Here is a 23,509-nt window from a genome sequence, read left to right on the forward strand (position 1 = left end):
CACACAGGCAGACACCGCCACCCACCATCCGGCCGAGATTCCACGCTTCGTAGGAGCGGCCCTGGCCGCGACGCCGTCCCGACGCAGCACCCGCGCTTCGGCTGCAAGCATCGACCAACGCAAAAAGAAACGCATTCGCCTGGATCAATACATCGCACGCGACGGCGTGCAACGCCGGCACACAGGCAGACACCGCCACCCACCATCCGGCCGAGATTCCACGCTTCGTAGGAGCGGACCTGGCCGCGACGCCGTCCCGACAGCGCCGATGCGCAAGACCATCTACCGGGCAGCAAAGAGCCCGCCCACGCGCGCCAACGTGCGTAATGCAGGTCGCCATTGCACTCAAAGGCGCGCTTGTACGCAGCGAGTAGTGACCGCAGCATCCGGCGGCTGCTACAACGCCCCCGCGATCACCCTTGCCTCGAACCGGACAACGCATCGTGCGCAGCGCAGCTGCCGCCGCACGACAACCGCCTTACGGCGCCACGCAGTCCTCGTCCTTGCCGCGCAATTTCTGCCAGCGCGAACGTTGTTCCAGGCAGCGTTGGTAGGCCTGTTGTTTCGCCGCTGCGGCCTGGTCGGCCGCGTTGCGCGTGGCACTGCTGCGCGCGGCCTGCAACTGCGCGATCTTGGCGCGGATCTGCGGCATCACGGCCATCGCGGCGCGTTCGCCTTCCAGGATGGCGACACTGCGCTGATTGAAGTCGGCCGAGCCGATGTCGTTGACCTTGGGGCGCACCACCACGTCTGCACGTTTCAGTTCGGCTTCGCCCAGGCGCTGGCCCATGATCGAGATCGACTGGTTCACCGTGCCCAGCAGATCGCCCGGATTCTTGCCGCTGGCCTTGCTGGAAATATCCACTGCCACCACGAACTCGGCGCCGAGCTGACGCGCGGCATCCACCGGTACGGGGCTGACCACGCCGCCGTCGACAAAATGGAACTTGCCGATGGTCACCGGCTCGAACACGCCGGGAATGCTGCTGGATGCACGCACCGCCTGGCCGGCGTTACCGCGCACGAACACGGTGCGCTCGCCGTCTTCCAGGCGCGTGGCCACCACTGCAAACGGCTTGCGCAATTTCTCGATGGGCTTGCCGCCGAGTTGATCGTTGACGTAGTCCTGCAGCTTCTGGCCCTGCACCAGCCCGCCGGAAAACAGCCGCACATCGCGGATGCTGGTCTGGTCGAGCGCGACCGCCTTTTCCTGCATCTCGAACGCATCCATGCCGCTTGCATACAGCGCGCCGACCACGCTGCCCGCGCTGGTCCCGGACACGACCACAGGCGCAAATCCGTTGGCTTCGAGCATCTTGATCACACCGATATGCGCAAAGCCCTTGACCGCGCCGCCGCCGAGCGCGATGCCGATCTTCACCGGCTTGACCGCAGCCGACGAAGGCGCCTGCACCACCGGCGCAGGCGCTGCAGGGCGCGGCTCTCCACCGCAGGCGCAGAGCAGACCGAGCATGGACAACAGGGCAAGCGAGCGGGGGCGGCGGAGCGCAGTCATGGCGAAAACGTCGATGGGAAAGGCGAGGGAGAATACACGCGCGCCGTCACTGTGGCGCTGGTGGTTGGCGTGAGTGGAGCTCATTCACAACGGCATCGTCGGCAGGCGTTGCACTCCCTTGTTCCGGCGGGAGAAGCAAGCCGGTTCATTCATGCGATGAGCGCAGCCACCTGCATGCAGCACGGAACCAGAGCCCCTCTCCCCCGCGCTGCAAGCGCGGGCCGGGGCGCGGAGCGGGGCTTGGGGTGAGGGGACGGAACGAAGCCAGATGGGAATGAGCGCGCAGCAGGCCTCGCCCGCCCCTCATCCCGCGCCACGCGCCACCTTCTCCCGGCGGGAGAAGAGTGGCAGCACACCCGCCAGCCACTTCACCCCATCAAAACCGGTTATCGCCATCCAGCAGCCGTCCCAGGCCGCCGAGCACCGAGCCTTCGCCGCGTTGCTGGCCGCCGGCTTGCGGGGCGGCCTGCAGCATGCGGCCGGCCATGCGCGAGAACGGCAGCGATTGCAGCCATACCTTGCCGGGGCCGGTGAGGGTGGCCAGGAACACGCCTTCGCCGCCGAAGAACATGCTCTTCAATCCGGCCACGCGGCGCACGTCCATGTCCACGCCGGCGTGATAGGCGACCACGCAACCGGTGTCCACGTCGATGCGTTCGCCGGGGCCGAGCTCGCGTTCCATCAAGGTGCCGCCCGCATGCACGAACACCCAGCCGTCGCCTTCGAGCTTCTGCATGATGAAGCCTTCGCCGCCGAACAGGCCGGTGAGGATCTTCTTCTGGAAGGCAATGCCCAGCGACACGCCGCGCGCGCCGGCCAGGAAGCTGTCTTTCTGGCAGATCAGGCGCCCGCCATGCTCGGACAGTCGCAGCGCCAGCACCGTGCCGGGGTAGGGCGCAGCGAAGGCCACCTTGGCCTTGCCGCTGCCGGCATGGGTGAACACGGTGGTGAACATGCTTTCGCCGGTGACCACGCGTTTGCCGGCCGACAGCAATTTGCCCATCAGCCCGCCGCTGCTGCCGCCTTGACCATCATGCGAGCCGTCGCCGAACACGGTGTCCATCTGCACCGCCGAATCCTTGTACATCAGCGCGCCGGCCTCGGCGATGGCGCTCTCACCCGGGTCCAGTTCCACTTCGACAAACTGCATGTCGTTGCCGACGATGCGGTAGTCGATCTCATCGGCGCGCCCGGCGCCGGCGACGCTGCCGAGCGGTGGCGGTGCGCTGCCGGCGCCCTGCAGGTCGGCCAGCTGACGCGCCGGCGTCCAGCCATCGAGTCCATCGCGCCAGGCCAGTGCGTCGGGCTGGCGCTGGGCGTACGCGCGGGCGCTGGCATCGTCCAGCGGGCCGATGCGGTCGGCCTGTCCGGGAATATGGAAGTACCACTGGGCCATCGGGACGACTCCTGTCTGTGTGTGCGGCGAGTCTAGCCGCAGCAACGCCCACCGCGTCCCGTGTCCAAGGTCATGCCGTGCAGGACGCTCAGGCGCGGTTGCGACCGCTGGACGTCGCAGGCGTGCTGCCGGACCTGCACGCGGCCGTCGCGGTCGTGGTCAAGCCGTTGTGCTGGCGCTGGCGTGGGTCTGGTCGGCGCCTGCCTCCGGCCGGGGCGTCACCCTGATCGTTGCAGCAGCGCCGCCGGTTCACTCCCCGACTGTGGCCCAGTAGCGCTCGCCATCGCGGTGCACGCGCACCGGGCCGTCGAACACTGCCGACAGGCCGGCATCGGTCAGCAACGCATCGCGCGGGCCGTCGGCGACCACCTTGCCGCCGCGCAGCAGGATCACCCGTGCGATTTCCGGCACGATTTCTTCGATGTGATGGGTCACCAGCACCAGCGTGATGCCTTGCCGTGCGAGGTCGCGCAAGGTGTCGAGCAAGTGTTGGCGCGCCACCAGGTCCAGCCCGGTGGACGGCTCGTCCAGCAGCAGCGCCTGCGGGCGGTTGACCAGGGCACGCGCGATCAGCACGCGGCGGGTCTCGCCGGCCGACAGCTCGGCATAGGGGCGGTCCAGCAACGGCAAGGCGCGCGCCAGTGCCAGGGCCTCGCGCGCCCGCGCGCGCATGTCGTCGCTGATCTCACGATGCGGCGGCACCACATAGCTGGCGAAAAACCCCGACAGCACCGCGCTTTCCACATCCAGCCCCGGCATGTCGGCCAGGTTGACACTCAGGTCGCCGGTGACGATCCCCAGTTGCGAGCGCAACCGGTCCACCTGCCAGCGCGCCTGTCCCAGCACCTTCACCGCAGGCTGACCATCGCCACGCGCCAACGGATACAACTCGCGCGTGATGAGCTTGATGAAGGACGATTTACCGCAGCCGTTGGGGCCGAGGATGGCGGTGTGCTGGCCAAGCGCGATGCGCAAACGCAACGTGTGCAGCACACGGACCTGGCCGCGCATCACACTTGCCTGGTCGAGTTCGATCAACGCAGTCGCATCGGCAAAATCATCGGCAACATCGGTGACAACAGTCATACGCAAGACATCTGGCAGTGGAGGAGAAGACACGTGTGAACCGCTTTAGAAAAGCGGACGTCACCCTACGCATCCGAAGGGTGAAGTTTGCCGCGATCGCCCCCATCATGTCTGCATCGACCAACGAGACACCGCCACCGTGGAACTGCCGATGTTGTCCGATCCGATCATCGACTTCCTGACCGCCGGCGTGGCCGGGCTGGGTGTGTGGGGCATGTTGGCGGTGCTGCTGGTGTTTACCCAGCTCACCATCTTTGCGGTGACCTTGTACCTGCATCGCAGCCAGGCGCACCGCGGCGTGGATTTCCATCCGGTGGTGGCGCACTTCTTCCGCTTCTGGACCTGGCTCACCACCTCGATGATCACCCGCGAATGGGTGGCCATCCATCGCAAGCACCACGCCAAGGTGGAGACCGAGGAAGACCCGCATAGCCCGCAGACCAAGGGCATCAGGCAGGTGTTCTGGCGCGGCGTGGAGCTGTATCGCGAGGCGCGCACGCAACGCGCCGACATCGAGCAGTACGGCAAGGGCGCGCCCAGCGACTGGATCGAGCGGCATCTGTACACCCCGCACGCCAATGCCGGGCCGATCGCGCTGCTGGTTCTCAACGGTGTGTTGTTCGGTTTGCCCGGCATTGCGCTATGGGCGATCCAGATGGCGTGGATTCCGTTCTGGGCGGCCGGCGTGGTCAATGGCCTGGGCCATTGGTGGGGCTATCGCAACTTCGAATCCGCCGACACCTCCACCAACCTCACTCCGTGGGCGCTGTGGATCGGCGGCGAAGAACTGCACAACAACCATCATGCGTTCCCGAGTTCGGCGCGATTTTCGATGCGGCGCTGGGAGCTGGATATCGGCTGGATTGCGATTCGCGGGCTGCAGGCCGTGGGTCTGGCCAAGGTGCTGCGCGTGGCGCCATCGCTGGATATCCGCCCCAATATCGCCGTACCCGATGCCGATACCCTGAAGGCGCTGTTGTCGCATCGCTTCCAGGCCATGACCGATTACCAGCGCAACGTGCTCAAGCCGGCCTTGCGCGAGGAGGCCGCTGCGACCGGCGCCAAGTTGCGTGAGTTGTTGCCGCGGCGTCTACGTAAAGGCCTGGTCGATGACGGGCGCTGGCTCAAGCCGGATGCGCGCGCGCAGTTGCAGGCCTGGGTGGCGCAGCGTCCGCGCATGCGCACGCTGGTCGAGTACCGCGCGCGCCTGACCGCCGTGCTGGAAGCACGCAGCCATGATGCGTCCGAGCGTCTTAAGCAGTTGCAGCAGTGGTGCCATGAGGCCGAAGCCAGCGGCAATGCTGCGCTACAGGCGTATGCCGCGCGGCTCAAGGGTTATGCGCTGAGTGGCGGGTAAGCGCAGCGGTACGCGTGCTGCGGTGTGCGCACGCGGCTGGAAGGGCCTGGTGGCGCGCGCGTTGTCGATGGCATGCCTCGCCTGTGCGTGCGCGTGCGCAGCGCACGCACAGGTGCAGGACAGCCAGGACTATCTCAAGCGCATGGATACCGATGGCGATGGCCGGGTCAGCCGCGATGAATATCTGGCCTGGATGAGTTACGCCTTCGATCAGCGCGATGCCGATCACGATGGTGTGCTGCAGGGCGACGAACTGCCTGGCCGGCGCGGCAAGCCGATTACCCGCGCCGCGCATCGCGCCACCTTGATCGAGCGCTTCGCACGCCAGGACGCCAACGGCGATGGTTATCTGAGCGCACGCGAATTGCTGGCGCCGCCGCGTTGACGCGCGCCTTCGCGCCCGGCTGACGTCGCCTTCGGCAAGCTCGAGCGCATGTTCACACTCGATCAGGTCAGCCGGCGCTACGGCCAGTCTCTCGCACTCGATAACGTCAGCCTGGCGTTCGACAGCGGCGTCACCACCGCGGTGATCGGGCCCAGCGGTGCCGGCAAGTCCACCGTGTTGCGCCTGCTGGTGGGGCTGGAATGGCCCGACAGCGGCACGGTCGCCTTCGATGGCACGCCACTGCAACGCGAGCGGCTGCAGGCGCAGCGTCAGCGCATCGGCTATGTGATCCAGGAGGGCGGTCTGTTTCCGCATCTGGATGCGCGCAGCAATGTGGTGTTGCTGGCGCAGACGCTGGGCTGGACGCGCGAGCGCATCGATGCCCGCCTGGAGACGTTGTGCGCGCTGTGCCAGCTGCCGCCGGAGTTGCTGGGGCGCTATCCGGCCGAGCTGTCGGGCGGGCAGCGCCAGCGCGTTGGCCTGATCCGCGCGCTGATGCTGGACCCGCCGGCGCTGTTGCTGGACGAACCGCTGGGTGCACTCGACCCGATCGTGCGCTACGACCTGCAGGCGCAGATGCGCGGGCTGTTTGCGCAGCTCGGCAAGACCGTGGTGCTGGTCACCCACGATGTTGCCGAGGCGGCGTATCTGGCCGACACCCTGGTGCTGATGCGCGCCGGCCGCGTCGTGCAGCAGGGCACTGCGCGCGCGCTGCTTGAGCACCCGGCCGAGCCGTTCGTGCAGCGGTTTTTCACTGCCCAGCGCAGCATCGGCGACGTCGCATGAGCGCGCGTGCGGTTGTGGCAGTGCTGTTGTTGCTGTGCAGCCTGGGCGCACACGCTGCGCAGGTCACCGTGGGCTCGAAGAACTTCACCGAAGCAGTGATCCTGGGCGAAATCGCCACTGCCGCCGGCAAGCGGGACGGGGTGGATGTGCAGCATCGCGCCCAGCTCGGCGGCACGCGCATCCTGTGGCGCGCGCTGGAAACCGGCCAGATCGATGCCTACGCCGAATACACCGGCACCCTGGCACAAGAACTGCTGCAGTTGCCCAAGGCCAGCCACGCCGAGCTGCGCGCGGCACTGGACGCGCGCGGGCTGGCGATGACGCAGTCGCTCGGCTTTCAGAACACTTATGCATTCGGCATGCGGCGCGAGCGCGCGCAGGCGTTGGGCATCACCACGTTGTCGGAACTGGCGCGCCACCCGGGTTTGAAGATCGGGCTGAGCAACGAATTCATGCAGCGTGCCGACGGCTGGCCGGGCGTGCGCGCCGCTTATGCCCTGCCGCAGGCCGCCACTGGCCTGGATCACGATCTGGCCTACCGCGCGCTGCAGAGCGGTGCCATCGAGGTCACCGATCTGTACAGCACCGATGCGGAGATTCCGTACTACAAACTGCAGGTGCTGCGCGACGACCGCCAGTATTTCCCGGACTACCAGGCCGTGTTCCTGTACCGCAAGGATCTGACACAGCGTGCGCCGAAGATGCTGCAGACCTTGCAAGGCCTGCAGGGACGCATCGACGAAGCGGCCATGCAGCAACTCAATGCGCAGGTGAAGCTGGAGCGCAAGAGCGAATCTGCAGCGGCCGCGCAATGGCTGGGCGTTGCGGCCACCGCGCAAGGCGATTCGCGAATCGGCCGTTTGCTGCGCAACACCCGCGAGCACCTGGCGCTGGTGGGTATCTCGCTGGGTTTTGCCTTGCTGATCGCGTTGCCCCTGGGCGTGCTCGCAGCGCGGCGGCCGCGCCTGGGCCAGGGAGTGCTGTCGCTGACCGGGGTGCTGCAGACCTTGCCCTCACTGGCGGTGTTCGTCTTCATGATCCCGTTGTTCGGCATCGGTGCCAAGCCGGCCATTGCCGCGCTGTTTCTGTATAGCCTGCTGCCGATCGTGCGCAATACGCATGCCGGGCTGACCTCGATTCCGCGCGAACTACGTCAGACCGCCGAAGCGATCGGCTTGCCCGCCTGGACGCGATTGTGGCGTGTGGAATTGCCGTTGGCCCGTCGCACCATCGTGGCCGGTATCCAGACCGCGGCGGTCATCAACGTGGGGACTGCGACCCTGGGTGCATTGATTGGCGCCGGTGGATATGGCCAGCCGATCCTCACCGGCATCCGTCTGGACGATATCGGATTGATTCTGGAAGGCGCGATTCCCGCCGCCGTCCTCGCACTGCTGGTGCAGGCGGCATTCGAAGGGCTGGAGCGTTGGGCAACTCCGCGTGGCCTGCGGCTCAGCCAGCGCGGTTGAGCAACGATTCAACCGCAGACCCCGATGCGCCTGAGCCCGTAGGGCGGACCAGGCCGCGACACCGCCTTACCCGGATCGCGTCCAGTCGCGGCCAGGTCCGCTCCTACATGCGCTGGCGTGGCGCTTCATTCGCCCGGCAACGCCGCAATCAGGCGTAGGAGCGCATCCTCGGCGACACCAACGTGCGGCGCGATACGTAAACGTCCGTGCCGCCGCGTGCAGATCGCACCCTGTTCGCCGAACGTCTTCGCCACCGCATCCAACTGTGGCACTGGCGGCCGTAACGCGGTCAGGTGCGGCGCATGACCGGGCGTGCACCAATGGCCGAGACCGCGTGCGGACAAGGCCGCATCCCACTGCGTGGTCAATGCGCCCAGTGCCGTGGCGATACGCGCAGGTTGCCAGGCCGTCACCTGTTGCAAGGCGGCTGTCGCCATCGCAATCCGCAATGGGTCGGCAACGCCGCCGGCATCGAACCGCCGCGCACCCTCGCGATAGTCCGGTGCCTGCGCCACCGGAAACTCCCAGCTGCTGCCGGCATCGCGACCGATCCAGTGTTCTTCGATCGGCACGCCGTGCGTGCGCCAGTGCGGCGCCACCCACAGCCACGCCAGGCCCATCGGTCCCAGCAACCATTTATGGCCGACACTGACCACGAATTCAGGTTTCCAACGCGACAGGTCGGTCGACATGACGCCCAGGCTCTGGCTCAGATCCAGCACCAGCGCCGCGCCGCGCGCATGTACCGCGGCGCTGATCCGGTCCAGATCGAGCTGCCGCCCGTCCAGCCAGTACGCATGCGGCAGGCTGACGATGCGCAGCGCAGGCGTCTGTTCAACCGCCTCCAGCACCGCATCGGTCAGCACCATGCCGGCAGTGGTCGGTACCGCCACGATGCGTGCGCCCACCTCGGTGCAGCGCCGTTGCCAGATCAGCAGGTTGGACGGGAACTGCCCATCCAGCAGCAGCACTGCATCGCCGCGATGCAGTGGCAGATTGCGTGCGGCCGTGGCCAACCCGTGCGCGGCCGATGGCACCAATGCCACCGCATCGACATCGTTGTCGAACAGGCCGGAGGCCAAGCGGCGCAACCGCTCGATGTCGTGCAGCCATGCATCGAACGGCAACCGCCATGGCGTGGCCATCGCATCGACGGCCCGATGCGCCGCGGCCTGCACCGCAGTCAGCAACGGCCCACGCGAGGCGGCATCCAGATAGAGCACATCGCCGGACAGCGCAAACGCACGTTGCCGATGTTCCCAGAGGACAGGAGTGGGGAGCGAGCTGGGCAGCGAAGACGATGACATGCCAACAGCTTACCGCTGGCTGCCATGCCGCCGACACGGCGCGTTCACAGGCGCTCCTCAAGCATATGGCGATGTCTGCACTCTCACCTCTGCTGGGCCACCACCAGCAACAGCAGCTGACGCTGCTGGAACGCTACGCGCAGACCCGCGCGCTGAGCGATCGCCTCGCCGCACCCCTGAGCGCTGAAGATGCGATGGTGCAGAGCATGCCCGACGCCAGCCCCAGCAAATGGCATCTGGCGCATACCACCTGGTTTTTCGAACGCTTCGTGCTGCAGGCCGACCCTGCGTACCGCGTCTTCGATCCGGCGTGGGACTTTCTGTTCAACAGCTACTACCAGAGCGTCGGCCCGATGCATGCGCGCGCACGTCGCGGGGTGTTGTCGCGTCCATCGCTGCAACAGGTGCGCGACTATCGCGCGGCTGTGGACACTCACATGCACCAGCGCCTGCAAGATGGCGCGCTCGATGCGCAGGCCTGCACCATCGTGCAACTGGGCATCCAGCACGAGCAGCAGCACCAGGAGTTGCTGCTGACCGACATCAAGCACGCGCTGTGGAGCAATCCGCTGCAGCCGGCCTATCGCGATGCGCCGGCACCGCCTGCTGCAGTCGCCAGCACGTTGCGCTGGCAGGCGCGCGACGAACAGATCGTGGAGATCGGCGCAGCGGCATGGCCGCAGGCCGACACCTTCGCCTACGACAACGAGTCGCCGCGTCACCGCGTGCTGATCGGTGCCCACGCCTTGGCCAATCGCGTCGTGACCAATGCCGAGTTTCAGGAGTTCATCGACGCTGGCGGTTACCGCAGCGCCGGTGCCTGGCTCAGCGATGGCTGGGCGATGGTGCAGGCGCAGGGCTGGCAACATCCGTTGTACTGGGACACAGATGGACGCGAATTCACCCTGGATGGCTGGCGCGCGCGCGATGCGCATGCGCCGGTCTGTCATCTGAGCCTGTTCGAGGCCGATGCCTTCGCCCGCTGGGCCGGTGCGCGACTGCCCACCGAAGCCGAGTGGGAACAGGCTGCTGTCGGTGTGTCGGTGCAAGGCAATTTCGTCGATACCGACGCACTGCATCCGCGCGCTGCCCAGGCAGTGGACACCGGCATGCAGCAGCTGTTCGGCGATGTCTGGGAATGGACCGGCAGCGCCTATCTGCCGTATCCCGGTTTTGCGCCCTGGCCCGGCTCGCTGGGCGAATACAACGGCAAATTCATGAATGCGCAATGGGTACTGCGCGGCGGCAGCTGCGCCACGCCGGCCAGTCATATGCGCGCCAGTTACCGCAACTTTTTCCCCTCCGATGCGCGTTGGCAGTTTGCCGGCGTGCGCCTTGCCAAGGACCTGCCTTGAACGCCGCCGCCCATGCCATGCAACGCGCGCACGCCGCGCTGACGGACCTGCGCCCGCAACCAGACGACATCACCGCCGACGCACTGGCCGGCTTGTCGCAGACCCCGAAGACACTGCCGTCGAAATACTTCTACGACGCGCGCGGCTCGCAGCTGTTCGAAGCCATCACCCGGCAGCCGGAGTACTACCTCACCGGCACCGAACTGGGACTGCTGGAAGCCAGCATGCCGGCGATCGCACAAGCGATCGGTGCCGGAGTGCACGTGGTCGAATACGGTAGCGGCAGCGGCCGCAAGACCGAGCTGCTGCTGCAGGGGTTACGCGATGTGGTGGCGTACACGCCGCTGGAAATTTCGCGCACCGCACTGCTGGAAAGCACCGCGCGGCTGGCCCAGCAATTCCCGCAGATCCAGATGCTGCCGGTCTGCACCGACTTCACCAAGCCGTTGCGCCTTCCCGCTGCGCAGCGACCCTCGCGCCGCCATGTGGTGTTTTTCCCCGGCTCGACGCTGGGCAACTTCACCGACACCGCTGCCATTGCCCTGATGGACGCGATGCGCCAGACCATGGGAAGCGATGGCTGCGCGCTGATCGGTATTGATCTGGACAAGGACGCCAGCCTGGTCGAAGCCGCCTACAACGATGCGGCCGGTGTCACGGCCGAGTTCACCTTGAACCTGTTGGCGCGACTCAACCGCGAGATCGGCAGCGACTTCGATCTGGACGGCTTCCGTCACCATGCGGTGTATGCGCGCGAGCGCGGGCGCATCGAAACCTTCTTGATCAGTCAACGCGACCAGCGCGTGCACGTGGGCGGAAAGGACTTCGTCTTTGCCGGTGGCGAAGCCATGCAGGTCGAGTACAGCTACAAGTACACCGACGCGCGCTTTGCCGAACTGGCCGCGGCCGCCGGGCTCAAGGTCACGCACGGTTGGAACGACACAAAGGATTGGTTCGGCCTGCGCCTGCTTCGCCCACTGTGAGCACGCGGGGCAGGCGTGCAACCGCCCAGTGATGCGCAGATCGCCGCGCTGATGCGGCACTTGCTCTCACAACGGCAGCCTGAGCAATCAATCTGCCCCTCAGAGGTGGCGCGCGCGTTGAGCGACGACGCTGCCGTGTGGCCCAACCTGATGCCGCAGGTGCGCGAGGTGGCCGCGGCAGCCGCACGCGCCGGCGTCGTCCGTGTCACCCAGCAAGGCAGGACAGTGCAGCTGCCGGAGGTTCGCGGACCGGTTCGCCTGATGCGCGGGCCACAGTTCGACTGAGGACTGGCGTGCGCGACAAGCGGCCGACAGGTCGATCTCACGCTGGGCTATGGCGGAGCGCTTGATGCCGGTCCTTGTCGCAGAGCGGCTGATTTGCGGCTTTGCTGCAGGGTTCCTGCCCGCCCACCATCGCCGGACACGCTGCAAGTACGTCCTCGTAGGCGCTGACGCGGCATCCATGCCGCATAAGGTCCGGCGACAGCGCGCGGGCAACAACCAGACGAATCGGTAGCTACGCATGGCACGAGAGGCAATAAGAGCGTTCTTATCGATCACCTGCCCGTTTCAGGTAAATTTTCTGAAGCAGGGTCCATTGAATGCAGTGATGAAGCCATTCGCCGCATCAAGCCAACGTCGCAAGCACTTGGCCGCTTCACTTGTCCACCGGCGAACTGCCGGGTGCGATGAGGGCACCGCACCCGCGATCAGAAAAAATTCCAGCTCCAGCTGGTTACCTTGCAAGCCTCTCACTTCAACCCGCGCAAGTGGCCCACGCAGCTGGCAAACAAGCCAGCCCCTGGCCAGCGTCAGCCACAGCCGCGCAGCAGCGAATCATGCCTGCTGCCTTCAGGCCGCCTGCACCACATGCAACGCCTTCGGATTGCGCCACTGCGCGAGCAGCGCGGCCTCGCGCGCCTTGGCCTCATGCAGATGCGCCTCCTTGACGTGGCCATAGCCGCGGATGTGTTCGGGAATGCTGGCGATCTGCGCAGCGAGCCCCACATTGTCGGGATCCAGACGCTCCAGCAGCCCGTCCACGGTGGTCAGGTAATCGACAATCAGCTGCCGCTCGCTACGCCGCTCGGCGGTGTAACCGAACACATCGAGCTTGCCGCCGCGCAGGAATTTCAGCCGTGCCAGCAGCTTGAAGGCGCTGAACATCCATGGCCCGTATTCGCGCTTGATCAGATTGCCGTGCGCATCTTTCTTGGCCAGCAGCGGCGGTGCGAGGTGGAAGCGCACGGTGTAGTCGCCCTCGAACTGCTGCTGCAGCCGGCGCTGGAAATCGCCACGCGTGTATAGCCGCGCCACTTCGTATTCGTCCTTGTAGGCCATCAGCTTGAAGGCGTAGCGCGCCACCGCTTCGGTCAATGCACTGCTGCCGGGTGCGCGCTGGGCCTCCTGCGCACGCACCCGTTCCACCAGCGCGCAATAGCGCTGCGCGTAGGCAGCGTCCTGATAGTCGGTCAGAAATGCGATGCGGCGCGTAATCGCTTCGTCCAGCGACTGCGCCAGCTGCTCATCGTCGAGCGGATGCTCCGGTGCATCCACCTCGCCATGCAGCGTGCTGCCATCGGTCTGCGCCAATGCACGCGGTGCGCTCTGTCCGCTGAGGTCGTGGTCTTCCCAGCTGCCGGGCCCGCGCGCGGCCGGGGTGTCGCCGTGCAGGTGTGCAGAGGCGTGCGCGGTACCCAGGCCGGCCGCGCGTTGCACCGCCGGTAGATCCACTGCCGCCAGGCGGCCCCAGGCGAAGGCCTGCTGGTTCATCGCCACCGCCGCGCCATTGAGATCGATCGCACGCATCAATGCCGCATGCGACAACGGTACCAGCCCGTGCTGCCAGGCATAGCCCAGCACGAACAGATTGCTGGCGATCGCATCGCCCAGCAGTGCGGTGGCCAGCTGCGTGGCGTCCAGCAACAACGGGTCCTTGCCGCCGAGCGCGGTGCGCACGCCTGCAATGATCTCGGCAGCCGGGAACTGCAGATCCGGCTGCGTGGTGAAGCTGCCCGGCATCGCTTCGTAGGTATTGAGCACCACCTGGGTGCGGCCATCGCGCACCTTGGACAGCGCCCAGTAATCGTTGACCACCACCATGTCGCAGCCCACCACCAGGTCGGCTTCACCGGCGGCAATGCGTACCGCGTGGATGTCGCCGGGCGTGCGTGCGATGCGGATATGCGTGGTCACCGCGCCACCTTTCTGCGCCAGGCCGGTCTGGTCCAGCACCGTGGCGCCCTTGCCTTCCAGATGCCCGGCCATGCCCAGCAGCGCACCGATGGTCACCACGCCGGTGCCGCCGACGCCGGTGATCAGGATGTTCCAGGGCTGCTCCAGCGTGGTGCGTTGTGGCGGTTCGGGCAGGGTATCCAGCAACGCACTGGCATCGCGCTTCTTGCCCTTGCGCGGCGCTCCGCCATGCACGGTGACAAAGCTCGGGCAGAATCCCGACACGCACGAATAATCCTTGTTGCAATTGGATTGATCGATCTGCCGCTTGCGCCCGAATTCGGTTTCCTTCGGCAGTACCGACACGCAAAAACTTTTTTCGCCGCAATCGCCGCAGCCTTCGCAGACCAGCGAATTGATCATGACGCGCTTGGGCGGGTCGACCAGCTTGCCGCGCTTGCGGCGCCGGCGTTTTTCGGTGGCGCAGGTCTGATCGTAGATCAGGATCGATACGCCCTTGACCGTGCGCAGGTGCTGCTGCACCGCCTCCAGTTCGACACGATCATGAAATGCGACATCGGCGGGAAACAGATCGCGGCGCCGCGTCCATTTGCCGATGTCGTCGCTGACCACCGCAATCTCGTGGATGCCTTCGGCGCGCAGCTGATGGGCGATGTCGGGCACGCTGAGCGTGCCGTCCACCGGCTGGCCGCCGGTCATGGCCACCGCATCGTTGTAGAGGATCTTGTAGGTGATGTTGACGCCGGTGGCGACCGATTGACGAATCGCCAACGAGCCGCTGTGGAAATACGTGCCATCGCCCAGGTTCTGGAACACGTGCGGGGTGTCGGTGAACGGCGCCTGCCCCGACCAGGTCACGCCTTCGCCGCCCATGTGGGTGAAGGTGTCGGTGGAGCGGTTCATCCAGGTCACCATGTAATGGCACCCGATGCCGCCCAGCGCGCGCGAGCCGTCCGGCACCACCGTGGAGGTGTTGTGCGGGCAACCGGAGCAGTAATGCGGCACGCGCGGAAACTGCGCACGCGGCAAGGCCATTTCCGCTTCCTTGCTGTCCATCCAGCGCAGCCGCTGCTCGATCGAATCGGCCGTGAAAAAGCGCTGGATGCGCTTGCCGATCACCGCGGCGATCGTGGCCGGTGTCAGCTCGCCGGTGGAGGGCAGGATCCATTGCCCATGCTCGTCGTACTTGCCGACGATGCTCGGCCGCGCACCGGCGCTGGCCGGCCAGTTGTAGAACAGCTCCTTCATCTGGCGCTCGATGAAGGCCTTCTTTTCTTCCACCACCACGATGTCGTCGAGCCCTTGCGCAAACGCACTGATGCCCACCGGCTCCAGCGGCCAGGTCATGCCGACCTTGTACACGCGGATGCCGATCTGCGCGCAGGCCTGCGCATCCAGGCCCAGGTACTCCAGCGCCTGCAATACATCCAGATAGCTCTTGCCGGTGGTGACGATGCCCAGCCGCGCACGCGGCGAATCCAGCACGATCCGGTCGATGTGATTGGCCCGCGCAAATGCCTGTGCCGCCCCCACTGCGTAGCGGTGCAGACGCATTTCCTGATCCACCGGCGGGTCCGGCCACCGGATGCTCAAGCCGCCCGGCGGCAGCGCGAAATCCTCCGGCAGCACGATGCTGCGCGCGAACGGGTCCACCTGCACCGAGGCCGACGATTCCACCGTCTCGGCGATGGTCTTGAAGCCGATCCAGCGCCCGGTGTAGCGGCTCATTGCCCAGCCCAGCAGGCCCATGTCCAGGATGTCCTGCACCCCGGCCGGGTTGAGGATGGGCATCATCGCGCTGACGAATTCCTCTTCCGAACCATGCGGCAGCGTGGAGCTGCGGCAGGCGTGGTCGTCGGCGGCCAGCGCCAGCACGCCGCCATAGGGCGAGGTGCCGGCGGCGTTGCCGTGCTTGAACACATCGCCGCTGCGATCCACGCCCGGGCCCTTGCCGTACCACATGCCGTACACGCCCTGGACCTTGGCGCCGGGGAACAGGTTGGTCTGCTGGGTCCCCCACACCATGGTGGCGGCCAGATCCTCGTTGAGGCCGGGGGTGAAGGTCACCCGGGCCGCATCCAGGTGCTTGCGTGCGCGCCACAGCTCCAGATCGAAACCACCCAGCGGGCTGCCGCGGTAGCCGCTGATGAAGCCGGCGGTGTCCAGGCCGGCAGCGTCGTCGCGCAGGCGTTGCAGCAACGGCAGCCGCACCAGGGCCTGTACGCCGGACAGATAGATGCGCCCGTCGGTGCGCGTGTATTTGTGGTCCAGGGTGTAGTCCGCATCCACCCGGCCGAGCTCCGGCGTGTTGGCAGAGTCGGGAGAAGAGAGTGCAGCGGTACTGGTCATGGCGTGCCCGGAAAGGGTGGCTGGGACCCGGTGCGTATCATTTGAAACCAATGACGCGCCCGACGGATTCCAAAACGGCGGCGCAAAGTGTAACAGTCAGCCTTCACGCGCCCGTTCGCATGCGGATGCGCAGCCGTCGCGCTGCGGGTAGGATGGGGACGGGAAGGGGTCGTTTGCTGTCAGGGGAAAACACAGTGAAAAGGAAATACGCATGGGCCGCCTTGGCCCTGCTTGGAGGCGCGTGGTCGCTGGCGCAGGCACAGAGCCTGCCCAAGCCCAAGGAGTTCTATTTCGACGAAGACCGCAGCACCACCAAGACGGTGGTTGCAGTGCCGGGGCAGGGCGATGCCGTGGTCGACCGCCTGGCCGCGATGGTGCAGCGTGACGCACGCGCCGCCGAGCCCCGCGCCCAGCTGGCGTCGCTGGCCTATGCCGGCGGACGGACGCAACTGGGCGATGAGCTGTACCAGGGCGCGTTGGCCCAGGTGTCCAATGGCAGCCAGCAGTACCGGGCCATCACCTGGAACTATGGCTGGGACCTGCTACGTGCCGATCACGCAGACAAGGCGCTGCAGCAGTGGGCCAACCTGGCCAACGGCCGTCCGGCCACGCCGGCATGGCTGCCAACCACCGCCGCACTGGCGTTGTGGCGGGCCGGGCGCAAGCAGGAGGCGGTGGAGTGGTATGCGGCGGCCGTGCGTACCTGGCCCGACCGCTGGGGCAGCACCGCCAACTACGCCAGCCTGCTGCCGGACTGGCGTGAGGCAGAGCGCGCCACCCTGGCCGAGGTCTTCGCGGCCTGGCAGGCCAACCCGCCCGCGTTCCCGTAAGCGCTTGGCCCCGCTGCGGGAATGTCGCGCAGCGGGCCGTGCACCGGGCGGATGTTGCGCCGGCATCGTGTCATTGTGGCTCACCATCGATCTGGTGCGCCGCCCTGCCGCTTTCCAGGAACGGGACTCATACGTCGACTCCTATCTGAGTGGAAGGCAGCTCAGGTGCGTGCGCCTGAGCGTCGCCACGGTTGAAGCTCGACTTCCTGACGTTGCGAAGCTGATGCGTGGGATGACAGCGTGGTCTGCACGTTTGCTGCAGGGTCCTTGCCCGCCCACCGTCGCGGGACACGCTGCAAGTACGTCCATGCAAGCTCCGTGGCAGCATCCATGCCGCCACAGGGTCCCGCGACGGTGGGCGGGCAAGGACCAGTCAAATTGGTCGGTGCGCAGGGTTTTCAACTCGTAACGGCAAGCCGCGCGACGCGGTGTCTTCGTTCTTCGACAGAACCACCAGCCAACTGTCTTGTGCGGCGACGGCGCGCGCCACGCCAGCGTTCTGCCGACGCCCGCGCAGCGTCATGCGATCCTGTGCCTCTATTTCCAATGGACCTGACCCTGCATGGCGGTGGATGCATTTGCGTTGATCCTGGCGATGCTGGGGCTTGGCCTGGTGTTCGCGCGGCTCAAGGTGCTGCCCGACAACAGCGCCGATGTGCTCAACCGCATCGTGTTGTACATCTGCCTGCCGGCCTCGGTGCTGACCTACGTGCCGCGCCTGCATCTGGACGCCTCGCTGGGCGGGGTGATCGCCACGCCGTGGCTGCTGACCGCCATCATCGTGCCACTGCTGTGGGGCTGCAGTCGCCTGCTGCGCTTTGGCCGTGCCGAGTACGCCGCGCTGCTGATGTGCGTGGTGTTCACCAACTCCAGCTTCATCGGCTTTCCGATGGTGCGCGCGCTGCTGGGCGACCACGCCCTGCCGTACGCGGTGGTCTACGATCAGTTCGGCACCTTCGTGCTGCTGTCCACTTTCGGGCTGTACGTGCTGGCCCGCTACAGCGGCGATACGCCCCCTACCGCAACCATGATCCTGGCCCGGGTGCTCAGGTTCCCGCCACTGTGGGCGCTGCTGTTTGCGCTGACGCTGATGCCGGAGCAGCCGCCGGCCTGGATCGGCTCGGGCCTGAAGAGCCTGGCCGATGCGATGTTGCCGCTGGTCATGCTGGCAGTGGGGTTTTCGCTGCAATTGCGCCTGCCGGCCGACGAGCTCAAGCCGCTGGCGGTGGGCCTGGTCTTCAAGCTGGCGGTGATGCCGATCCTGGCGCTGCCGCTGTCCTGGGCGCTCGGCCTGCGCGGGCTGATGCTGCAGACCAACGTCCTCGAATCGGCCATGCCCACCATGATCACCGCCGCCGCGCTGGCGATCTCCCATCGCCTGGCCCCCCGGCTGGCGGCGGCCATGGTCGGCTACAGCATCCTGCTGTCGCTGCTGACCTTGCCCGCCTGGTCCTGGCTGCTGGCGCGCCTGGTGGCTTGATCGGCCCGCAGCCGCATGGAATGCTGGCCTGCGGCATGGTGCCGCGCTCACATGCAGGACGACCACATGCAGGGATATCGTCGAATCGGAGTCGCGTTACTGTGCGTTGGCGCCAGCCTGTCCGCCTCTGCGGCAACAGCGCCTGGCACGCCCGACCCCGCCGATGCACCCGAGGTGCAGCAGTGGGTGCAGCAGGTTGGCCAGGCCATGCAGGCGCGGCTGCAGACACTGGCAGTCAGCGGACAGCCGGGTCAGCGTTATGTTGCAGGCCTGCTATGGCTCGGCAATGACACGCCGGCTGATACGCAGTCCGCCGCCACCGGCTATGCGCCGGCCCAGCGGGCACTGCTGCAGGGAGCGCTGGATGCACGGCCACGCGATCTGCTGGTCGCGCGCGCAGAGGCCAACGGCTGTCCTGCAGAGCTGCGCTGCGACCCCGCTGGCGCACTGGCTTTTCTGGAACAGGCCGATGCCGGCAACGCCGATCCGCCGTTGCGTGCCTTTACCGCCGCGCAGCGACGCGGCGATCGCATTGCCGCCGAATCTGCCTGGCAGGCCGCCGCACGCGCGGACCATTTCGACAGCGGCGCGGTTGCGCTGGGGCAGGCCTTGCACGCGGCCTATGCCGGGGTGCAATGGCCGCAACTGCAATCGGTGCAGCTACGCGCGCAACTACAGTCACAAGGCCTGCCGTCTACCGGCGCAGAGATGGCGATGAGCTACGCGGTCGGCGCCTGGGCGGCCCAGGTGATTCCGTCGCTGGTCGAGATCACGCGCCGATGCACCCCGCCCATCGCCGCACCTGCATTGCGCGATGAGTGCATGGCCATCCTCGGCAACCTGGGCAATGACGACGCAATGCTGGTAACGGCGTTGATCGGCTCCGAGCGCATGGCGGCGCTGAGCACCGGCGGCGACGCGGCGTACTGGCACGCGCGGGTGCGCGAGTTGCGCTGGTTGCAGCAACATCAACACAGCCGCCCGCCCGGTGTTGCCACCGCCGCCGCTGAGCTTGAGGCCACTTTGACGCAAGGTGAAATCCCCTCGCTGCGCGCGTACTTGCGGCGCAACGGCATTGCCGTCTTGCCACCGGCACACTGGCATCCGGTCGCGGCACTGCGTTGATAGATGGCCTTGCAGCATGCGGGCGCGGCTGAACCGTGCGCCGATGCTGCACTGCGACGACGAACGCGCGTATCGCGTTTAACGCGTTTCGACTACTTCCTCACCTTGCCGCGGTGTACGCTGCCGGCTTGCTCCCGGAAGCGAGGCGTGCATGAAGACAGTCCTGGTGGCCGCCTCCAAAGGCGGCGTCGGCAAGACCACGATCGCCACCAATCTGGCCGCACACGCGGCGTTGCAAGGCCAGCGCACCGTGCTGGCGGATGCCGATCCGCAAGGCTCGTCCACACGCTGGGCGCAACGACGCGCCAGCCTCGAAAGTGCGGTGCTGCCGATCGACGCCACCAAGCGCCGCAACTGGCAGGCTGCGGTTCCCGATGGCACCGACCAGTTGATCATCGATGCTCCGGCTGGTGCGATGGCCGACGACCTGAGCGGCTTTCTGGACCATGTCGACGCCATCGTGGTGCCGGTGCTGTCGTCGGCACTGGATATCGAAGCGGTGGTGGGATTCCTCAACACGCTGGCCAAGGTGCCGCGCGTGCACCAGCGCAAGCTCCCGGTGGGCCTGGTGCTCAACCGCGCCCGTCCCTGGACGCAGACCTCGCAGCAGGCCGCCGACATGATCGGTACCTGGCCCTATCCGCTGGTGACCCAGTTGCGCGACACCCAGGCCTACGTGGTCATGGCCGGGCTGGGGCGCAGCTTGTTCGATTACCGCTCGGCGCAGGTGCGCGACCATCAACAGGACTGGGAGCCGCTGTTGAAGTGGCTCAAGAAGTCCTAGAACCGGAAAGTTCCTATGCGCGAATTGATCTTGTTGCGACACGCCCATGCCGAGCCGGCCGATACCGGTCAGGCCGACTTCGACCGCCCGCTGTCCCCGCACGGCATCGCCGAGGCCGAATCGGCCGGGCGCTGGCTGCGCGAACAGCGGCTGGTGCCCGACCGGGTGCTGTGCTCGCCGGCACGGCGTGCCCGCGAGACCCTGGAAGCGGTGCTCGAGCTCACCGGCTATATCGAACAACGTCTGGACGAGCGCATTTACGAAGCAACACCGGGAACCCTGGCCAGCCTGGTGGACGAACACCGCGAGGCCGAGCGCCTGCTGCTGGTCGGCCATAACCCCGGCCTGGAGCGGTTGGCCGCGTTGATGCATAGCGGGCAGACCGGCGATTACCGCGGCATGCCGACCGCCTCGATCGCCTTGCTGGCCCTGCCGCTGGACGCCACCATCGAGCCAGGGATCGCCCGCCTGACCGCCTTCTGGTGGCCTTGATCCGTGTCATCGTCGCTGCGCTGGTTCGCCTGGCTCGCGCTCTGGGTCGCGCTCCCCTGCCTTGCGCAGCAGAAAGTGCACCTCATCGATCCGGTGCAATCGCGCTTCGGGTTCGAGATCAAGACCCGCTTCGGCATGAAGATCGAGGGGTTTTTCCCACGTTTTCGTGGGGAAGTGGTGGAGTTGCCCGACAAACGCCAGCAAGTCAGGTTCCGCCTGGATGCCACCCAGGTGGAGATTCCGGGCAAGGACCGCTATACCGGCTGGATGCGTGGCGAGGATTTCTTCGACGTGGCGCGCTACCCGGTGGTGGAATTCGAGTCGCTGCCCTACACCGAGGAAGCGATCAAGGACGGCGGCAACATCACCGGCAACCTGACCATCCGTGGAATCACCCACGTCGAGACCTTGCACGTTGCACCGGCTGAATGCGCGCGGCCGGGCTATGATTGCGATGTGATCAGTCGAGGTACGGTCCTGCGTGGACGTTACGGAATGAATGCGTGGCAGATGGCCCTGGGCGACAGGGTGACATTCATTCTGCGTGGGCGGTTGCAGGAGGCGCGGCGCCCGTGAGGCTCCTGTTGAGGCTGCTTGTGCTGGCAACCCTGTTGCTCGGCACCGGATGCGCCGGCCTGTCGCAAGTCGAACGCAACCGTGCTGCCGGCGTCGCCGCTGCGGCGCGTAGCACCGTGGTGAGCTGCACCCAGGCCAATCACTGCGCCCAGCCCTCGCCGCTGCGCACGCTGGGCGGCGATGCCATCACCGCTTCCACCGCGGCCGCGCCACGCCATTACGCCACCATCGTCGACCACGGCGAACAATCCCTGGTGGCGCGGCTCAACCTGATCCGCAGCGCCACCCGCAGCATCGATCTGCAGACCTACATCTTCGACAAGGACGACAGCGCGCGCATGGTGCTGGACGCGCTGACCGATGCGGCGCAGCGCGGGGTCAAGGTACGGATCCTGATCGATCAGCTGTCGGCAATCGCCGACCTGCAGATTCTCGGCGCGCTGGCCAGCACCCACGAAAACCTGCAGCTGCGCATCTACAACCCCACCTTCGGCAAGGTCAAACTCAATTACTTCGATTACGCCGGCAGCGTGCTGTGCTGTTTCCGGCGCTTCAACCAGCGCATGCACAACAAGCTGCTGGTGGTGGACGACGTGCTGGGGGTGGTCGGCGGGCGCAATTACCAGGACGACTATTACGACTGGGACAGCGAGTACAACTTCCGCGACCGCGACGTGATCCTGGCCGGCCCGGAAGTGCGCGCGATGGCGGCCAACTTCGATGCGTTCTGGCGCGCACGGCGCAGCGTGCCGGCCGAGCGCCTGAACGATGTGGGCAGGCTGCTGCTGGAGCAGGGCGCCCCGCAGATGCCGCCGGCACAGTTCCGGCGCCCGGATCGGGTGGGGCGGGTGGACCAGGAAGCGCGCGATCCGCAGTTCGTGCGCGATGCCTTCGTCGCGCCGGCGATGTCGGTGCAGCGCGTGCTCTACGTAGCTGACCTGCCGCAAAAGCATCGCAAGGAACATGCGTCCAAGGCGGTGTCGACGGCGCCGGAACTGGACGGCCTGATCGCCGGCGCGCAGCAGGAAGTGCTGCTGCAAACACCGTATCTGGTGTTGTCCGACGAGGCTCAGGCGATCTTCCGCGCGCTGCGCAGTCGCCCGCAGCCGCCGCGCATCGTGGTGTCGACCAATAGCCTGGCAGCCACCGACAACCCCATCGTGTATGCGCTGTCGTACAAGTTCAAACGCCGCAACATGCGCGAGCTGGGCTTCAACCTGTACGAATTCAAGCCATTTCCGCTGGATGCGCCGGTGGATTACGCCAACTTGGTGCCGGACCCGCTCAATCCAGCCTCCGAAGTCAATGAAGACAGCCGCACCAATCGCCTGATCGGCGGCAGTGCGGCCGGCAACGCGATGCGTGGCAGTGGCGCTGGTGGCGATGCCGGCGGGCAAACGGCGCCGGCCAGTGCGCTGCGCGGCAGCGGCGCCGGCCGCGCGCCCGGCGGCAGCGAGGTCGACCGCCGCGTGCTCCGTACCGAAACCCGGCCGTCGTTTCTGGGCACGCGCGCGGTCAACAAGCCGCTGCCGGTCACCCGCGCCGGCGCGCGCATGGGGCTGCACGCCAAATCGCTGGTGGTGGATCGCCGCATCGGCGTGATCGGCACGCACAACTTCGATCCGCGCAGCGAGAACTACAACACCGAAGCGGCGGTGGTGATCGACGATGCGCGCTTTGCGCAGGCGCTGGCCGCCAGCATCGAGCGCGACATGCGCCCGGAAAATGCCTGGACAGTGGCTCCGCGCGAAAAGCCGCCGGTGCTCAGCGGATTGAACTATAGCGTGGGCAAAGTCTCCGAAGCGTTGCCGGTGCTGGACTTCTGGCCGTGGCGCTACGCCACCAATTACGAGTTCCAGCCGGGCCCGGGTTGCCCGTTCCCGCTCAAGCGCCAGGACCCGCAGTTCCGGCAGTGCTATGTGGCGGTAGGCGATTTCCCCGAGGTCAACGTCGGGCCGAAATGGCTGCTGGTGCGCATGCTGACCGCGTTCGGCGCCGGCCTGGTGCCGATTCTCTGATCGACCGCTAAGAGCAGCC

General features: G+C 66.6%; 19 protein-coding genes. 14 read left to right on the forward strand and 5 right to left on the reverse strand.

What is annotated here, in order from left to right:
• Window positions 1–478: 478 nt before the first annotated feature.
• The 3 genes from VZ068_RS01330 to VZ068_RS01340 all read right to left on the reverse strand — a co-directional run bounded on the left by VZ068_RS01330 (window position 479) and on the right by VZ068_RS01340 (window position 3,998).
• Window positions 479–1,516: a patatin-like phospholipase family protein gene (locus VZ068_RS01330; protein ID WP_259159604.1), complete on the reverse strand. Its 1,038-nt coding sequence runs from the start codon at window positions 1,514–1,516 to the stop codon at window positions 479–481.
• Window positions 1,517–1,892: 376 nt separating this feature from the next.
• Window positions 1,893–2,912 carry a TIGR00266 family protein gene (locus VZ068_RS01335; protein WP_349656659.1) on the reverse strand — a complete coding sequence of 340 codons (1,020 nt, stop codon included), beginning with the start codon at window positions 2,910–2,912 and terminating at the stop codon, window positions 1,893–1,895.
• A 249-nt stretch (window positions 2,913–3,161) separates the two neighbouring features.
• Window positions 3,162–3,998, reverse strand: a complete 837-nt coding sequence (locus VZ068_RS01340; RefSeq protein WP_349656660.1) for an ATP-binding cassette domain-containing protein — start codon at window positions 3,996–3,998, stop codon at window positions 3,162–3,164.
• 151 nt (window positions 3,999–4,149) lie between these two features.
• On the opposite strand from VZ068_RS01340, the gene VZ068_RS01345 reads away from it, so the two are divergent.
• The 4 genes from VZ068_RS01345 to VZ068_RS01360 all read left to right on the forward strand — a co-directional run bounded on the left by VZ068_RS01345 (window position 4,150) and on the right by VZ068_RS01360 (window position 7,995).
• Entirely contained in the window at window positions 4,150–5,355 is a 1,206-nt protein-coding gene (locus VZ068_RS01345; protein ID WP_349656661.1) for a fatty acid desaturase, read from the forward strand.
• 67 nt (window positions 5,356–5,422) lie between these two features.
• Complete coding sequence (locus tag VZ068_RS01350; protein WP_349657623.1) at window positions 5,423–5,740, forward strand: calcium-dependent protein kinase 21; 318 nt, start codon at window positions 5,423–5,425, stop codon at window positions 5,738–5,740.
• A gap of 48 nt (window positions 5,741–5,788) precedes the next feature.
• Window positions 5,789–6,526: an ATP-binding cassette domain-containing protein gene (locus VZ068_RS01355; RefSeq protein ID WP_349656662.1), complete on the forward strand. Its 738-nt coding sequence runs from the start codon at window positions 5,789–5,791 to the stop codon at window positions 6,524–6,526.
• The gene (locus tag VZ068_RS01360; RefSeq protein ID WP_349656663.1) at window positions 6,523–7,995 is read left to right on the forward strand and encodes a glycine betaine ABC transporter substrate-binding protein; all 1,473 of its coding nucleotides are present in this window, start codon (window positions 6,523–6,525) and stop codon (window positions 7,993–7,995) included. Before VZ068_RS01355 ends, VZ068_RS01360 begins: the two co-directional genes overlap by 4 nt.
• A 125-nt stretch (window positions 7,996–8,120) precedes the next feature.
• Here the strand turns inward: VZ068_RS01360 and VZ068_RS01365 are convergent, their stop codons facing one another.
• Window positions 8,121–9,302 carry an aminotransferase class V-fold PLP-dependent enzyme gene (locus tag VZ068_RS01365; protein ID WP_349656664.1) on the reverse strand — a complete coding sequence of 394 codons (1,182 nt, stop codon included), beginning with the start codon at window positions 9,300–9,302 and terminating at the stop codon, window positions 8,121–8,123.
• 65 nt (window positions 9,303–9,367) lie between these two features.
• Here VZ068_RS01365 and egtB point away from each other — a divergent pair, with 65 nt between their 5' ends.
• The 3 genes from egtB to VZ068_RS01380 are packed head-to-tail and all read left to right on the forward strand — an operon-like array spanning window position 9,368 to window position 11,925.
• Entirely contained in the window at window positions 9,368–10,657 is a 1,290-nt protein-coding gene (gene egtB / locus VZ068_RS01370) for an ergothioneine biosynthesis protein EgtB (RefSeq protein ID WP_349656665.1), read from the forward strand.
• Complete coding sequence (gene egtD, locus VZ068_RS01375; RefSeq protein ID WP_349656666.1) at window positions 10,654–11,640, forward strand: L-histidine N(alpha)-methyltransferase; 987 nt, start codon at window positions 10,654–10,656, stop codon at window positions 11,638–11,640. The genes egtB and egtD overlap by 4 nt, the downstream gene beginning before the upstream one ends.
• A gap of 15 nt (window positions 11,641–11,655) precedes the next feature.
• Complete coding sequence (locus VZ068_RS01380; RefSeq protein ID WP_349656667.1) at window positions 11,656–11,925, forward strand: DUF3253 domain-containing protein; 270 nt, start codon at window positions 11,656–11,658, stop codon at window positions 11,923–11,925.
• 567 nt (window positions 11,926–12,492) lie between these two features.
• Here VZ068_RS01380 and VZ068_RS01385 read toward each other — a convergent pair.
• The gene (locus VZ068_RS01385) at window positions 12,493–16,185 is read right to left on the reverse strand and encodes an indolepyruvate ferredoxin oxidoreductase family protein (RefSeq protein ID WP_349656668.1); all 3,693 of its coding nucleotides are present in this window, start codon (window positions 16,183–16,185) and stop codon (window positions 12,493–12,495) included.
• 194 nt (window positions 16,186–16,379) lie between these two features.
• On the opposite strand from VZ068_RS01385, the gene VZ068_RS01390 reads away from it, so the two are divergent.
• From VZ068_RS01390 to VZ068_RS01420, 7 genes are all read left to right on the forward strand, one after another.
• Window positions 16,380–17,015 (forward strand): tetratricopeptide repeat protein, encoded by a 636-nt coding sequence (locus VZ068_RS01390; RefSeq protein ID WP_349656669.1) that lies wholly within the window; start codon window positions 16,380–16,382, stop codon window positions 17,013–17,015.
• A 562-nt stretch (window positions 17,016–17,577) separates the two neighbouring features.
• Window positions 17,578–18,495 carry an AEC family transporter gene (locus VZ068_RS01395; protein ID WP_349656670.1) on the forward strand — a complete coding sequence of 306 codons (918 nt, stop codon included), beginning with the start codon at window positions 17,578–17,580 and terminating at the stop codon, window positions 18,493–18,495.
• Between the two features lie 66 nt (window positions 18,496–18,561).
• Window positions 18,562–19,620 carry a hypothetical protein gene (locus tag VZ068_RS01400; protein WP_349656671.1) on the forward strand — a complete coding sequence of 353 codons (1,059 nt, stop codon included), beginning with the start codon at window positions 18,562–18,564 and terminating at the stop codon, window positions 19,618–19,620.
• Between the two features lie 151 nt (window positions 19,621–19,771).
• Complete coding sequence (locus VZ068_RS01405; RefSeq protein WP_259159575.1) at window positions 19,772–20,404, forward strand: ParA family protein; 633 nt, start codon at window positions 19,772–19,774, stop codon at window positions 20,402–20,404.
• A 15-nt stretch (window positions 20,405–20,419) separates the two neighbouring features.
• Complete coding sequence (locus tag VZ068_RS01410) at window positions 20,420–20,896, forward strand: histidine phosphatase family protein (RefSeq protein ID WP_005992684.1); 477 nt, start codon at window positions 20,420–20,422, stop codon at window positions 20,894–20,896.
• A gap of 3 nt (window positions 20,897–20,899) precedes the next feature.
• Window positions 20,900–21,472 carry a YceI family protein gene (locus VZ068_RS01415; RefSeq protein WP_259159574.1) on the forward strand — a complete coding sequence of 191 codons (573 nt, stop codon included), beginning with the start codon at window positions 20,900–20,902 and terminating at the stop codon, window positions 21,470–21,472.
• Window positions 21,469–23,490: a phospholipase D family protein gene (locus tag VZ068_RS01420; protein ID WP_259159572.1), complete on the forward strand. Its 2,022-nt coding sequence runs from the start codon at window positions 21,469–21,471 to the stop codon at window positions 23,488–23,490. Before VZ068_RS01415 ends, VZ068_RS01420 begins: the two co-directional genes overlap by 4 nt.
• Window positions 23,491–23,509 lie beyond the last annotated feature (19 nt).

It is taken from the genome of Xanthomonas sp. 10-10 (assembly GCF_040182365.1).
In the GTDB taxonomy this organism is placed as follows: Bacteria; Pseudomonadota; Gammaproteobacteria; order Xanthomonadales; family Xanthomonadaceae; genus Xanthomonas; species Xanthomonas arboricola_F.